The sequence below is a fragment of the Variovorax sp. RA8 genome (genome assembly GCF_901827175.1).
Taxonomy (GTDB): domain Bacteria; phylum Pseudomonadota; class Gammaproteobacteria; order Burkholderiales; family Burkholderiaceae_C; genus Variovorax.
The window spans coordinates 4832824-4846307 of record NZ_LR594662.1; the positions used below are offsets into that span (position 1 = coordinate 4832824).

The window sequence follows — 13484 nt, forward strand, 5'->3', positions numbered from 1 at the left end:
TCGCCGCAAAGCCGCGCGTGGACCCGGCGCGTCCGGCCCCGGGTGACCCGATCGCGCGGCGCACCCTACGATCTAACCATGGCCGCCCTCTCCTCCCCCGATACCCCCCAGCCACTGCGGCTGCAGCAGCTGGACGCGCTGCGCGGCTTCGCGCTGGCGGGCATCCTGATCGTCAACATCGCCTCGTTCGCCTCCGCCTATTACGTCGCGGCGGTGCCCGATCCGCTGTTCGCCCGGCCCATCGACCGCGCCGTGCGCTGGGGGGTGGCCTGCCTGTTCGAGACCAAGTTCTACCTGCTGTTTTCCTTCCTTTTCGGCTACAGCTTCACCTTGCAGATGAGCGCGGCCGGGCACAGCCGCGCGGCCTTCGTGCCGCGCATGCTGCGCCGGCTGTCCGGGCTCGCAGTCATCGGCGTGGCGCACGCGGTCTGGCTCTATCACGGAGACATCCTGTGCGCCTATGCCGTGCTGGGGCTGGTGCTCCTGGTCGCACGCCGCCAGAGCGAGGCCCAGGCGCTCCGGCGCGCCTGCGTCCTCACCGTGCTGCCGGCGATGGTCCTGATCGTGCTGGGCGGACTGCAGCTGCGCACCGGCGAGTTCACGGACCTCGCCGGTGCCCTCGCGCGTGCGGAGGCTGCGCAGCAGGCCTGGCTGGGCCCGCCCGCCGGCGTGGTCGCGCAGCGCCTGCGCGAGTGGGGCAACAGCTGGTGGGTCCTGGTGCTGGTCCAGGGACCGTGCGCGCTGGCCATGTTCATGGCCGGCTTCGCGGCGGGCCGGCGCCGCATCTTCGCCGACCTCGACGCCCACCGCGGCCTTTGGCCCCGCCTGGCCGCTTGGGGCCTCGCAGTGGGCGTGCCGGGCGCGGTGTTCTATGCAAACGCCACGGTTTGGGGCGTGGGCTCCGGACGGGACATCCTGGGCCTGGGCGTGAGCCTCCTGAGCGCGCCGTTCCTCAGTGCCGCCTACGTGGCCCTCGCGCTGATGCTGTTCCAGCGCGATGCCGGCGCGCGCGTCGTTCGCGCGCTGGCGCCCGCGGGGCGCATGGCGCTGTCCAACTACCTGCTGCAGTCGCTGGCGTGCTCGCTGATCTTCACCGGCTATGGGCTCGGCCTCATGGGCCGGGTCTCGCCGGGGTCCAGCGTGCTGATCGCACTGGGCCTCTTCGCCAGCCAGATGGCGGCCAGCGCCTGGTGGCTGCGACGCTTCGCCTATGGCCCGGTGGAATGGGTCCTGCGCGCGCTGACCGTCGGCGGCTGGCCGGCGATGCGCAGGACGTCGCAGCGCCCGGTGCGCTGAGTCTCAGGTTACGCCGCGCACCAGCTTCACCAGCCTTTCCAGTGACTTGAGCGCCGTCTCCGGCGCAGGGTCGAACTGCGCGTGCGCGATGGCGCCGTCGACGGCCAGTGCGATCAATTGGGCGTCTCTTGCGCGCTGGCGCGAGGGCGGCAGCAGCTTCTCGATCTCGGTCGTCATGGCGAGCTTGTGATTACGTGCGATCTCCAGCACCTCGGGCAGCGCACCGCCCAGCTCGCCCACGCTGTTGAGAAACGCGCAGCCGCGAAAGCGCGGGTCCGAGAACCACTCGCGCAGGGCCGGCACGAGCGCATCGACTCCCTTGCCGCGGTCGGCGCCGTGGCGCTGGAGCGCATCGGCGAACCAGGCCATCCAGCGCTCATGGCGATAGGCCAGGAAGGCGCGAACCAGCTCGTTCTTGCTCGGAAAGTGCCGGTAGAAGGTGAGCTTCGCGACGCCCGACTCCGCAATCACGCGGTCGATGCCCGTGGCACGGATGCCCTCGCTGTAGAACAGGTCGTGCGCGGTCAGCAGGATGCGGTCGCGGGCCGGGAGCTCCTGGCGCTGCGGAAGTTGTGCGGTCGACATGCGAGGCATTGTAGACAGATCCGTCTACCTGGGCTAGACTGGCAATGTAGACAGCTCTGTCTACTCCGTAGATCCCTACCTCATTCAACCAGGAACCCGCCATGGAAACCCGCCCGCCCCTGCCGCCCTTCACGCTCGAAACCGCCACCCAGAAGGTCCGCCTTGCCGAGGACGGCTGGAACTCACGAGATCCTGCCCGGGTGGCGCTGGCCTACAGCGAGGACACCCGCTGGCGCAACCGCGCCGAGTTCCCGGTCGGGCGCGCTGCCGCGCAGGTCCTGCTCGAACGCAAGTGGGCGCGCGAGCTGGACTACCGCCTGATCAAGGAACTGTGGGCCTTCGGCGGCCCGCGCATCGCAGTGCGTTTCGCCTACGAATGGCACGACGACGCCGGCAACTGGTTCCGCAGCTACGGCAACGAGAACTGGGAGTTCAACGACGCCGGCCTGATGACGCACCGCCACGCGAGCATCAACGACCTGCCGATCAAGGAGAGCGAACGCAAGTTCTTCTGGCCGCTGGGGCGGCGGCCGGACGAGCATCCGGGGCTGAGCGACCTGGGGCTCTGAGCTGACCACTGGGGGTGAGCACCGGCGCTGTCCGGTCAAGACGGACGGCTGCGCGGAGCCCCTACCCCGGCAACGCCACCACCACAGCCGCTTCGTCGACCGTGGCCAGCACGCGCTGCCGCGCACGCAGCCCCGACCCGCCGGGTGCGAAGCCGACGAGTTGCAGGCCGCCTTCGAGCGCCATCGCGATCTCGTCCCCGTCCTCACCGCGCGCAACGCCCTGCACGACGCCGGCAAGCTGGTTGCCGCGGGTCCGGCGCGGCGCGGCGGCACGGCCGATGCGCACCGCCGTCGCCTTGCACAGTGCGATCGACTCCATGCCTTCGGCCAAGCCCAGGAGCTCGGCGCTTTCCTGCGTGATCCGCGCGGCCATGGGCTGCACGCCGCCCAGCAACAGCGTCACGCGGACGATGCGGCCGGTGGGTTCGATCGACTGCACGATCGCCGGCAGCTGATTGCGCATGCTGGTGCGAATGGCCAGCCGCGCGACCGCCGATCCCGCGCCCGCGGCCCCTGCACGCGATTGCACCTCGCGCCGCGCCCGTGCCAGTGCGTCGGCCAGCTCGAGCAGATGCGTGCCATGCGCCGTGAGCGAGGCTCCCCCGCCGCCTGCACCGCCCACCGCCCGCTCCACCAGCGGCACGCCGGCCAGGTTGGTGAGCGTCGCGACCGCCTGCCACGCGGCCTTGTAGCTCACCGCCGCCTCGCGCGCGGCCTGCGAGATGCTGCCCGTGCGGCCGATGCCGCGCAGGATGTCGATGCGCTTGTCGCTCATGCCGTGGCCGAGCGCGTCGCCGAAGCGGGGAGATGCCATGCGCGGCATTGTGCAGCCGGGCCTTACACTTTCGCTATTCCGATGATGAATAGCGAAGATGAACCCCGCATCCCTGCTCTCGCGCTCGCTCGCCGCCCTGCTCGCGCTGGCCGCCTCGCTGGCCGTCCACGCGGCCGAGGTCCAGGTCGCGGTCGCGGCCAACTTCGCCGGCCCGATGAAGGTGCTGGCCGCCGGCTTCGAGAAGGCGACGGGCCACAAGGCGGTGCTCTCCTCGGGCTCGACGGGCAAGTTCTACGCGCAGATCCGCAGCGGCGCGCCCTTCGATGTCTTCCTGGCGGCCGACGATGAGACGCCGGCCAAGCTCGACACCGAAGGCGCGACCGTGCCGGGCAGCCGCTTCAACTACGCGACCGGCAAGCTGGTGCTGTGGTCGGCCCGGCCCGATCTGGTGGACGCCAGCGGCGAGGTGCTGAAGAGCGGCAGCTTTGCGCACATCGCGCTCGCCGCGCCCAGGCTCGCGCCCTACGGCGCGGCGGCCGTCGAGACGATGACACGGCTGGGCGTGCTCGCCCGGCTGGAGCCGAAGTTCGTGCAGGGCGAGGGCATCGGTCAGGCCTTCGGCTTCGTTTCCACCGGCAATGCGGAGCTCGGCTTCGTTGCGCTGTCGCAGGTGTGGGAGAACGGCAAGCTCAAGAGCGGCTCGGCCTGGATCGTGCCGGCCGAGCTGCACAGCCCGATCCGCCAGCACGCCGTGCTGCTGGCCCGCGGCAAGGACAATGCGGCCGCCGTGGCGCTCGTGGCCTTCCTCAAGTCCAACGCCGCCAAGGCGGTGATCCGATCCTTCGGCTATGACGTCGAGTAACGCCGTTCACACATGCCTACCGCCGCCGACCTGGCCGCCATCGTCCTCACGCTCAAGCTGGCGGCGCTCACCACGCTGATCCTGCTGCTGCTGGGCACTCCTTTGGCTTGGTGGCTGGCACGCACGCGCTCGGCGTGGAAGGGCCCCGTCGGCGCGCTGGTGGCCCTGCCGCTGGTGCTGCCGCCCACCGTGCTTGGCTTCTACTTCCTGGTCACGATGGGGCCGAACGGGCCGATCGGCGCCTTCACCCAATGGCTGGGCGTGGGCCTGCTGCCCTTCAGCTTCGCGGGGCTGGTGATCGGCTCGGTGCTGTATTCGATGCCCTTCGTGGTACAGCCGCTCCAGAACAGTTTCGAGGCCATGGGCAGCGAACCGCTGGAGGCGGCGGCAACGCTGCGGGCCTCGCCGCTGGACCGCTTCTTCAGCGTGGCCCTGCCGCTCGCGCGCCCCGGCTATCTCACGGCCGTGGTGATGGGCTTCGCCCACACGGTGGGCGAATTCGGCGTGGTGCTGATGATCGGCGGCAACATCCCCGAGAAAACGCGCGTGGTGTCGGTGCAGATCTACGACCACGTGGAGGCGCTGGAGTATGCGCAGGCGCACTGGCTGGCCGGCGGCATGGTGCTGTTCTCCTTTCTCGTGCTGCTGGCGCTCTACGCGCTCAATCCCACGGGGCGGCGGCGATGAGCGATGCAGCGGCGGGAATGGGCGTGCAGGCTCGCCTGAAGGTGGAGCATCCCGGCTTCTCGCTCGAGGTCGCGCTGACGCTGCCGGGCCGCGGCGTGAGCGCGCTCTTCGGGCCCTCGGGCTGCGGCAAGACCACCTGCCTGCGCGCCATCGCGGGGCTGCAGCCGACGGCCCGCGGCTCGGTGGTGGAGATCAACGGCGAGCGCTGGCAGGACGACACGACCTTCGTGCCGACGCATCGGCGCGCGCTAGGCTACGTGTTCCAGGAGACGCGTCTCTTCGCGCACCTCGACGTGCGGCGCAATCTCGAATACGGCATGAAGCGGGTCGCCGCCACGCAGCGCCGGGTTCCGCTGATGCAGGCGGTGGAGCTGCTGGGCATCGGCCATCTGCTGGCCCGCCGGCCCGACACGCTCTCCGGCGGCGAGCGCCAGCGCGTGGGCATCGCGCGAGCCCTGGCCACCAGCCCGCGGCTGCTGCTCATGGACGAGCCCCTGGCCTCGCTCGACCTGCAGCGCAGGCGCGAGATCCTGCCCTACCTCGAGCGGCTGCATGCCGAGCTCGACATCCCGGTCATCTACGTGAGCCACGCGCCGGACGAGGTCGCGCGCCTGGCCGACCACCTGGTGCTGATGGAGGCCGGGCGCGTGGTCGCCAGCGGCCCGGCCCATGCGCTGATGACGCGGCTCGATCTGCCGCTGGCCCACGGCGACGCGGCCGGCGCGCTCGTCGAGGCCAGCGTCACCGGCTTCGATGCGGCCTTCGGCCTGACGCGGCTCGCGTTCGCCGGCGGCACACTCTGGCTGCCGCACGGCGGCGCGCGCCTCGGCCAGGCCGTGCGGGTGCGCATCCACGCGCGCGACGTGAGCCTTACCCTCACGCCCCAGGCCGACACCAGTGTGCTCAACATCCTGCCTGCGACCGTGACCGATCTCGCGGACGACGGCCCCGCGCAGGTCATGGTGGGACTGGATGCCGGCGGCGCTCGCCTGCTCGCGCGCATCACGCGCAAATCGGCCGCACTGCTGCGCCTTCGCGCGGGCACGGCCGTGCATGCGCAGGTCAAGGGCGTGGCGATCGTCGAGTGACGATCACGCGCCGACCGGCACCTTGTCCAGGAAGCCGGTCACCGCGCGCAGCTTGCCGGACTCGAGCTGCACGAAGTCCGTGCCCTCGACCAGGTCCTCGGCGCCGCTCGGGCCCAGGGTCCACGAGAAGCGCAGGTGGTCGCCGTGCGCGTCGGCCTGGCCCTTGAGCTTGAAGCGGAAGCCCGGATAGCGTTGCTGCACGCCACCGACCAGCGCGCTGATCTGCGCGTGGCCGCTGCCCTGCATCAGGGGGTCGACATAGCGCGCGTCGGCGCTCCAGTGGGCCTCGAGCAGCTTCAGGCGGCGCTCGGCATCGGTCTCGTTCCAGACGGCGATGTACTGTTCGGCGATGCGCGCGGCATCGGGTGCGGCGGTGTTCATGGTGCGATCCTTTCGTTTCAGGGCCCGCAACGGCGCGGGGTGAACGAATGGTCGCCGCGGGCGCGCCGCGGGTCGATGACGTGGGAGGTCATGCGGTTGGCTGCGCGCTCGCTGCCCCTTACTGCCGCACCGGCGACTTCGCCCTGCGGGGCTGCCGAGGGCGCACTACCATGCAGGCAGTTCTTGAACGGAGCAGGTCATGAGGATCGCGGTGATGGGTGCGGGTGCGGTGGGTTGCTACTACGGCGGGATGCTGGCGCGCGCCGGCCATTCGGTGGTGCTGGTCGGGCGGGCGCAGCATGTGGAGGCGATCCGCAGCGATGGCCTGCTGCTGGACACGCAGTCCTTCCAGGCCCGCGTGGCGCTGGAGGCCAGCACCGAGGTCGATGCGGTGCGCGATGCCGGGCTGGTCCTCTTCTGCGTGAAGTCCACCGACACCGAGAGCACCGCCGCGGCGATGCGGCCGCACCTGGCGCCCGATGCCCTGGTGCTCACGCTGCAGAACGGCGTCGACAACGCGACCCGCCTGCAGGCCGCGCTGGCGCAGGAGGTCGCGGCAACGGTGGTCTACGTGGCCAGCGAGATGGCCGGGCCGGGCCACGTCAAGCACCATGGGCGCGGCGAGCTGGTCATCGCCCCATCGGCCAGGAGCGCCGAAATCGCCGGGCTGCTGATCGCCGCCGGCGTGCCCACGCAGGTCTCCGACAACGTGAACGGCGCCCTCTGGGCCAAGCTGATCCTCAATTGCGCCTACAACGCCTTCTCGGCGATCACGCAGTTGCCCTATGGCCGCCTGTCGCAGGGCGAAGGCGTGCAGGCCGTGATGGCCGACGTGGTGCGCGAATGCCTGGCCGTGGCCGAGGCCGGCGGCGTGGCCGTTCCGGGCGACACCTGGGCGGCGGTGCAGCGCATCGCCGAGACCATGCCCTCGCAGTTCTCCTCCACCGCGCAGGACCTGGCACGCGGCAAGCGCAGCGAGATCGACCACCTCAACGGCTACGTGCTGCGCCAGGGCGAGGCGCTGGGGGTTGCGACGCCGGTCAATCGCGTCCTGCACACGCTGGTCAAGCTGCTCGAGGACCGCGCCGCGCGGCCGGTCTGATCAGGCCGAGGCAGCGCCCGGCGCGGTTGCGACGAGGCGCCCCCGCTCCGGCGCGGCATAGCGGTCCATCGCCAGCCCGTCGGTGCGGATGTCGGGCCGCCGCCCCATTACCTGGTCGGCCACCAGCTTTCCGGAGCCGCAGGCCATCGTCCAGCCGAGCGTGCCGTGGCCGGTGTTGAGGTACAGGTTGGCAAACGGCGTGGGGCCCACGATCGGGGTGCTGTCGGGCGTCATCGGCCGCAGCCCGGTCCAGAAGCTGGCACGCGGCAGGTCGCCGCCGGGGAACAGCTCGCCGACCACCCGCTCCAGCGTCGCGCGCCGCTGCGGGTTGAGGCGCAGGTCGAACCCGGCCAGCTCGGCCATGCCGCCCACGCGGATGCGGTCGTCGAAGCGCGTGATGGCGATCTTGAAGGTCTCGTCGAGCACGGTGGATTGCGGTGCCAGCGTGGGGTCGACCAGCGGTACGGTCAGCGAGTAGCCCTTGACCGGGTAGACCGGGATGTCCAGCCCGAGCGGCGCGATCAGCGCACGCGAATAGCTGCCGAAGGCGAGCACATAGCGATCGGCTTTGAGCACCTCGGCCTTCGGCCCGGCCAGCCGCACGCCGCCAATGCGCCCGCCTTCGGTGAGCAGGCCCTCGACGGCCTCGTCGAAGCGGAAGGCAACGCCCAACCCGCGCGCCACCTCGGCCAGGCCGCGGGTGAACAGGTGGCAGTCGCCCGTCTCGTCGTTCGGCAGGCGCAGGCCGCCGGCCAGCTGCTGCGCGCTGCGCGCCAGCGCGGGCTCGACCGTGGCGAGCTGGTGGCGGTCGAGCAGCTCGAAGGGGACGCCGCACGCCTGCAGGACCTCGACGTCGCGCTGCACCGCGTCGAGCTGCGCCTGGGTGCGAAAGAGCTGCAGCGTGCCCTGCGTGCGGTGCTCGTAGCGCACGCCGGTCTGCGCGCGCAGCTCGCGAAGGCAGTCGCGGCTGTACTCGGCCACGCGCATCATGCGTTCCTTGTTGGTCGCGTAGCGCTCGGGCGAGCAGTTCTTCAGCATCGCGGCCATCCAGCGCAGCTGGAACAGGCTGCCGTCCGGCCGGATGGAAAGCGGCGCGTGCTTCTGGAACATCCACTTGAGCGCCTTCAGCGGAATGCCCGGCGCGGCCCAGGGCGTGGAGTAGCCGGGGGAGACCTGGCCGGCATTGGCGAAGCTGGTTTCCTCCGCGGGGCCGCGCTGGCGATCGACCAGCGTGACCTCGGCACCGGCTCGCGCCAGGTAGTAGGCCGTCGTGACGCCGATGACGCCGCCGCCCAGAACAATTACTTTCATGGCAGTTCCGTAGATCTCGAGAGAGAAGCAGAGGTTATTCGTCCTCCTGCCATAAACTTCACTCAAATTTGGCTGAAAACCAGTGCTTCTTGCTGTCGAAGCTGGCCCCAGTCGCTTCCAGGAGTGAAATGACCGAGCTCGACCGTATAGACCGCAAGATCCTCGAGATCCTGCAGCTGCAGGGCCGCATCCCGATGACCGAGCTGGCGCAGCAGATCGGCCTGTCGACCTCGCCCTGCACCGAGCGCGTGCGGCGCATGGAGCGCGAAGGCGTGATCACCGGCTACCACGCCCGCATCGACCCGCAGGCCGTCGGCAAGACGCTGCTGGTCTTCGTGGAGATCACGCTCTCCTCCAAGTCGGCCGACGTCTTCGACAAGGTGCGCACCGAGCTGCTGCACGTGCCCGAGGTCATGGAATGCCACCTGGTCTCGGGCGGCTTCGATTACCTGGTGAAGGCGCGGCTGCGCGCGATGAGCGACTACCGGCGCCTCCTGGGCGACCTGTTGAAGAAGCTGCCGGTCACGGCCGAATCGAACAGCTATGTCGTGATGGAGGAGGTCAAGGAAAGCCTCTACCTGCCGCTCGACCGGTGAGCCGTGACGCTACGGCAGCTCACGCGCGAGCGTCCTTCATCCAGGCGAGCACCGGCGGCGCGAAGCGCTACTGGCTGCCCGCGTTCGGAAAGAACAGCTGCTCGCCGCCGATCTTGTAGCTCGCGATGGTCGACTGCCCCGCCGGCGAGATCACCCAGTCGACGAACTTCCGGGCGCCGGCATGGTTGAGCTGCGGAAACTTCGAGGGGCTCACCGCCATCACGCCGTACTGGTTGAAGAGCCGCTTGTCGCCCTCCACCAGGACCGCCAGGCCGGCGCGGTTCTTGAAGCTGAGCCAGGTGCCGCGATCGGCCAGCACATAGGCGGCGCTGGAGGCCGCCATGTTGAGCGCCGGCCCCATGCCGCAGCCGCATTCCTTGTAGCCCGCGCCCTTGCGGTCATTGGGCAAGGGCCGGCCCGCTTCGCCCAGGCCGGTCTGCGCCCACAGGCGGCGCTCCGCGGCATCGGTGCCGCTCTTGTCGCCGCGCGAGACGAAGGCCGCGTTGGCCGCGGCCACCTTCTTCAGCGCAGCGGCGATGTCATTGCCCCTCGCCGCCGCGGGGTCGCTCTTCGGCCCAACCAGCACGAAGTCGTTGTACATGACTGCGTAGCGTTTCTCGGCAAAGCCATCGGCAACGAACTTCTCCTCGGCCGCGGCGTCGTGCACGAATAGCACGTCGGCATCGCCGCGCCGGGCCATGTCGATGGCCTGGCCGGTGCCCACCGCCACCACCTTCACGTCGATGCCGCTGGCCTGCCTGAAGGCCGGCAGCAGGTGCGAGAACAGGCCCGACTGCTCGGTCGAGGTGGTCGACGCCATGGTGATCGTCTCGGCCTGCGCCGCGAAGCTGCCCGCCGCAAGGGCGAGGGCCGCCGCCAGGAACTTGAATGCATTCATACCAGCTCTCCTTTGACAAACAAGCGTGCTTCCTCGGGCAGCGGCCCATGAAAGAAATCGTCCACGGGCAGGTCGGCCAGCACCCGCCCCTGCTCCAGGTAGATCACCCGGCTCGCGAGCCGCTTGACCTGGCCCAGGTTGTGGCTTGCGAAGACCAGGGTGCGGCCTTGTGCCGCATCGGCGATCAGGGCCTCGACCTCGCGCTTGGCCGTCGGGTCCAGGCTTGCGGTGGGCTCGTCGAGCAGCAGCACCGCCGGCTTCAACGCCCACGCGCGCGCAAGCGCCATGCGCTGCTGCTGCCCGCCCGACAGCGTGCGCGCGTTGCGCCCGGCAACATCGGCCAGGCCGACCCGTCCCAGCGCCACCATGGCCTCGCCCTGGGCGCTGCGCCACGGCACGCCGCGAAGCCAGAGTGCCAGCGCGACGTTCTTGTGGACACTCATGCGCAGCATGTGCGGGCGTTGGAACAGCATGGCCTGCGCGCGCAGCGGCACCTGGCTGACGAACGCGCCGGCTGCGTGCGGCACCAGGCCGTGCAGCACGCGCAGCAGCGTGCTCTTGCCGCTGCCGTTGGCGCCGATCAGGGCGACGCGCTCGCCGGCATGGATGGACAGCGTGATGTCGGCCAGGGCCGGCACGCGGCCATAGCGCACATCGATGGCGTGCAAGGCGAAGAGCGCGGGGCCTGCCAGCGCGGGGGCCTGCGGCTCGCCCTCGCTGCGCGCGGCCACGACGCGCAGGCCGGGACGAACGCTCATGCCGCCACCTCCACCCGCCGCGGCCCCGCGGCATCGGCTGCGCCGCCATCGACACGCTCGCGCCAGCCGCGCAGTGCGCTGATCGCGAGGTTAAGCAGCAGCACCACGCCCAGCAGCACGAGGCCCAGGGTCAGGGCCAGCGGCAGGTCGCCCTTGCTGGTCTCGAGCGCGATGGCGGTGGTCATGACGCGCGTGAAGCCGTCGATGTTGCCGCCGACGATCATGACTGCGCCGACCTCCGAGACCGCTCGGCCGAAGGCGGCGATCAATACGGTGACCAGCGCGTAGCGCTCGTCCCACACCAGGAGCAGCGCCCGCACCAGCCCGCGCGCGCCGAGCGAGCGCAGTTGCTCGCCGTGGGCGCGGTCCGCGTCCTCGACGGCCTGGCGCGTGAGCGCCGTGACCACCGGCAGCACCAGCAGCGTCTGCGCCAGCACCATGGCCTTGAAGGAGAACAACCAGCCCAGGAAGCCCAGCGGCCCCGAGCGCGAGAGCAGCAGGTAGATCACCAGCCCCACCACCACCGAGGGCAGCGCCAGCAACGTGTTGAGCAGCGTGAGCAGCAGCCCCCGCCCCGCGAAGCGGGCGACGGCGAGCCAGGCTCCGAGCAGCAGGCCGAATCCGCAGGCCAGCGCGCAGGCCGTGGCGCTCACTGCCAGCGAGCGCCCGACGATGGCGAGCAGCACGGGATCGCCGGAGACCAGCAGGTGCCAGGCGGCGATGGCGCTGTCGGTGAAGGTGTTCATCGGGACGGGTGGCGTAATTCGCGCAGTATCTGAAAGGCCGGCGCACGACCTATGCAAGCGCGTGCATAGGTGCGGGGTGCACTCTGCATAATCCGTCGCGCCACCCCCGGCCTTCTCTTCCACCGTCGTGCAGCAGATCGAACTCTCCTACGCCATCGCCCCGCGCCGCAGCGGGCGCACGCTGATCCGCAATCCGCTGATGGAGCTGCTGCACGCGGTGCGCGAGCACGGCTCCATCTCGGCCGCGGCGCGGGCGCTGGGCCTGTCGTACCGCCATGTCTGGGGCGAGCTCAAGCATTGGGAGCAGGCCCTGGGCCATCCGCTGGTCACCAGCGAGCAGGGCCGCTCGGCGCAGCTTTCCGAGTTCGGCGACAAGCTGCTGTGGGCCGAGCGCCAGGCGCAGGCCCGGCTGGCACCGCAGATCGAGGCCCTGCATGCCGACCTGGAGCGCGCCTTCGCCATGGCCTTCGACGACGGCCTGCACGTGCTGAGCCTGCATGCCAGCCACGACGACGCGCTGGTGCTGCTGCGCGCCCACGCGGCCGAGCGCGCGCGGCTGCAGCTGGACATCCGGTTCACCGGCAGCGTGGACGCGATCAGCGCGCTCAACCAGGGGCGCTGCGTGATGGCGGGCTTCCACACGCTCGAGCGGCCGCCGGCCGGCTCGCTCGCGCAGCGCACCTACAAGCCGCTGCTCAAGCCCGGGTTGCACAAGCTGATCGGCTTCGCACGCCGCACGCAGGGCCTGATCGTCGCGCCCGGCAATCCGCTGGGCCTGCGCAGCATCGGCGACGTCGCGCGGCGGCGCGCACGCTATGTGAACCGCGCCCTCGGCACCGGCACGCGGGTGCTGCTGGACGACTTGCTGGTGCAGGAAGGGCTGGACGCGGACGCGCTCGAAGGCTATGCGCGCGACGAGCCCTCGCACACGGCCGTCGCCCATGCGGTGGCATCCGGGCAGGCCGACGCCGGCCTGGGCATCGAATCGGCCGCGCGCGGAGCGGACCTTGGCTTCGTGCCGCTAGTGCACGAGAGTTACCACCTGGCCTGCCTCAAGTCGGCGCTGGACCAGCCGGCCGTCGAGGCCCTGCTCGCGCTGCTGCGCAGCGCCGCCTGGCAGCACCAGCTCGGTACCTTGGCGGGCTATGAGAGCGCCGGCAGCGGCGAGGTGCAGTCGCTGAGCGCGCTGCTGCCGTGGTGGCGCTTCAAGGGGCCGAAGCCATAGCAAAGCGCTGGTACGCCGCGCGCGGCGCACTCGTCAGCTCAACTTGCGGTCCTCCCGCTTGGCATCGGCCATCGCTTCGGGCTCCAGTTCCTCGGCCGAGCGGTTGAGATGGACGAACAGCCCCCATCCGGCCAGCAGCAGCGCGACCGAGCCCACCATGCCCGCCGCATAGAGCAACTGCGCCGGGTCACCATGCGCTCTGAAGGTCGCCACCAGCCCTTCCACCGCCAGCGCGACCACGATGACCACCATGAAGCGCGACAGGAAGCGACGCACGCGGGTCGGCGCGCTGATGTGCGCATCGCGCACTACCTCCTCCTCCAGGATGGTCTGCGCCACCTGCAGCGCGACGACTGCCGCAGCCAGCAGTCCCACCGCCTCGATGATCGATTCCGCGGCCGAGCGGTCGAGGCCCTCCGCGAGGGCCGACCAGCCGATGCTCGCCGACACGGCAATCAGCATCAGCGCCGCGCAGGCGAAGAGCAGTGCCATGAAGGCATGAATGCCGGAGAACATGCGCAGCAGCCATTTCATGCTCAGGCTCCGTTTGTTGTTGGATGCGGCAGTGTCGCGTTCTTTGTATCGGGCGAATGTCAGCCGGGGCC

16 protein-coding genes are annotated in these 13484 nt (G+C 70.5%); 8 read left to right on the forward strand and 8 right to left on the reverse strand.

Translation table 11 applies throughout. The features are described 5' to 3' along the window. Positions 1-78: 78 nt before the first annotated feature. The gene (locus E5P3_RS22755) at positions 79-1296 is read left to right on the forward strand and encodes a DUF418 domain-containing protein (protein ID WP_162588025.1); all 1218 of its coding nucleotides are present in this window, start codon (positions 79-81) and stop codon (positions 1294-1296) included. Positions 1297-1299: 3 nt separating this feature from the next. Here E5P3_RS22755 and E5P3_RS22760 read toward each other — a convergent pair whose 3' ends face one another. Beyond that, on the reverse strand, positions 1300-1881 hold the full coding sequence (locus E5P3_RS22760; RefSeq protein WP_162588026.1) for a TetR/AcrR family transcriptional regulator: 582 nt from the start codon (positions 1879-1881) through the stop codon (positions 1300-1302). A gap of 101 nt (positions 1882-1982) precedes the next feature. On the opposite strand from E5P3_RS22760, the gene E5P3_RS22765 reads away from it, so the two are divergent. Beyond that, a complete protein-coding gene (locus tag E5P3_RS22765) occupies positions 1983-2450 on the forward strand; it encodes a nuclear transport factor 2 family protein (RefSeq protein WP_162588027.1) in 468 nt (155 codons plus the stop codon). Between the two features lie 61 nt (positions 2451-2511). On the opposite strand, the gene E5P3_RS22770 is transcribed toward E5P3_RS22765, so the two are convergent. Beyond that, the gene (locus E5P3_RS22770) at positions 2512-3264 is read right to left on the reverse strand and encodes a TOBE domain-containing protein (RefSeq protein ID WP_162588028.1); all 753 of its coding nucleotides are present in this window, start codon (positions 3262-3264) and stop codon (positions 2512-2514) included. 58 nt (positions 3265-3322) lie between these two features. Between E5P3_RS22770 and modA the strand changes: the two genes are divergently transcribed. From modA to modC, 3 genes are read left to right on the forward strand one after another with little or no spacing between them, the layout of a single operon-like run. Beyond that, a complete protein-coding gene (gene modA, locus E5P3_RS22775; protein ID WP_162588029.1) occupies positions 3323-4087 on the forward strand; it encodes a molybdate ABC transporter substrate-binding protein in 765 nt (254 codons plus the stop codon). A 12-nt stretch (positions 4088-4099) separates the two neighbouring features. Further along, complete coding sequence (gene modB, locus E5P3_RS22780) at positions 4100-4774, forward strand: molybdate ABC transporter permease subunit (RefSeq protein WP_162588030.1); 675 nt, start codon at positions 4100-4102, stop codon at positions 4772-4774. Beyond that, entirely contained in the window at positions 4771-5862 is a 1092-nt protein-coding gene (modC, locus tag E5P3_RS22785; protein WP_162588031.1) for a molybdenum ABC transporter ATP-binding protein, read from the forward strand. The genes modB and modC overlap by 4 nt, the downstream gene beginning before the upstream one ends. Positions 5863-5865: 3 nt before the next feature. On the opposite strand, the gene E5P3_RS22790 is transcribed toward modC, so the two are convergent. Continuing rightward, positions 5866-6243, reverse strand: a complete 378-nt coding sequence (locus E5P3_RS22790) for a nuclear transport factor 2 family protein (protein WP_162588032.1) — start codon at positions 6241-6243, stop codon at positions 5866-5868. Between the two features lie 199 nt (positions 6244-6442). Here E5P3_RS22790 and E5P3_RS22795 point away from each other — a divergent pair, with 199 nt between their 5' ends. Further along, positions 6443-7345: a ketopantoate reductase family protein gene (locus E5P3_RS22795; RefSeq protein ID WP_162588033.1), complete on the forward strand. Its 903-nt coding sequence runs from the start codon at positions 6443-6445 to the stop codon at positions 7343-7345. Here E5P3_RS22795 and E5P3_RS22800 read toward each other — a convergent pair whose 3' ends face one another. After that, a complete protein-coding gene (locus E5P3_RS22800) occupies positions 7346-8671 on the reverse strand; it encodes a D-amino acid dehydrogenase (RefSeq protein ID WP_332107406.1) in 1326 nt (441 codons plus the stop codon). It abuts the gene before it with no gap. Between the two features lie 113 nt (positions 8672-8784). Between E5P3_RS22800 and E5P3_RS22805 the strand changes: the two genes are divergently transcribed. Continuing rightward, complete coding sequence (locus E5P3_RS22805) at positions 8785-9252, forward strand: winged helix-turn-helix transcriptional regulator (protein WP_162588035.1); 468 nt, start codon at positions 8785-8787, stop codon at positions 9250-9252. A 67-nt stretch (positions 9253-9319) separates the two neighbouring features. Here the strand turns inward: E5P3_RS22805 and E5P3_RS22810 are convergent, their stop codons facing one another. From E5P3_RS22810 to E5P3_RS22820, 3 genes are read right to left on the reverse strand one after another with little or no spacing between them, the layout of a single operon-like run. Then, positions 9320-10150 carry a substrate-binding domain-containing protein gene (locus E5P3_RS22810; RefSeq protein WP_162588036.1) on the reverse strand — a complete coding sequence of 277 codons (831 nt, stop codon included), beginning with the start codon at positions 10148-10150 and terminating at the stop codon, positions 9320-9322. Continuing rightward, positions 10147-10908 carry an ABC transporter ATP-binding protein gene (locus E5P3_RS22815; protein ID WP_162588037.1) on the reverse strand — a complete coding sequence of 254 codons (762 nt, stop codon included), beginning with the start codon at positions 10906-10908 and terminating at the stop codon, positions 10147-10149. Before E5P3_RS22815 ends, E5P3_RS22810 begins: the two co-directional genes overlap by 4 nt. Next, a complete protein-coding gene (locus E5P3_RS22820) occupies positions 10905-11654 on the reverse strand; it encodes an ABC transporter permease (RefSeq protein WP_162588038.1) in 750 nt (249 codons plus the stop codon). Before E5P3_RS22820 ends, E5P3_RS22815 begins: the two co-directional genes overlap by 4 nt. 127 nt (positions 11655-11781) lie before the next feature. On the opposite strand from E5P3_RS22820, the gene E5P3_RS22825 reads away from it, so the two are divergent. Further along, positions 11782-12879, forward strand: a complete 1098-nt coding sequence (locus E5P3_RS22825) for a substrate-binding domain-containing protein (protein WP_162588039.1) — start codon at positions 11782-11784, stop codon at positions 12877-12879. Between the two features lie 33 nt (positions 12880-12912). Here E5P3_RS22825 and E5P3_RS22830 read toward each other — a convergent pair whose 3' ends face one another. Further along, positions 12913-13413, reverse strand: a complete 501-nt coding sequence (locus tag E5P3_RS22830) for a hypothetical protein (RefSeq protein WP_162588040.1) — start codon at positions 13411-13413, stop codon at positions 12913-12915. Between the last annotated feature and the right edge of the window lie 71 nt (positions 13414-13484).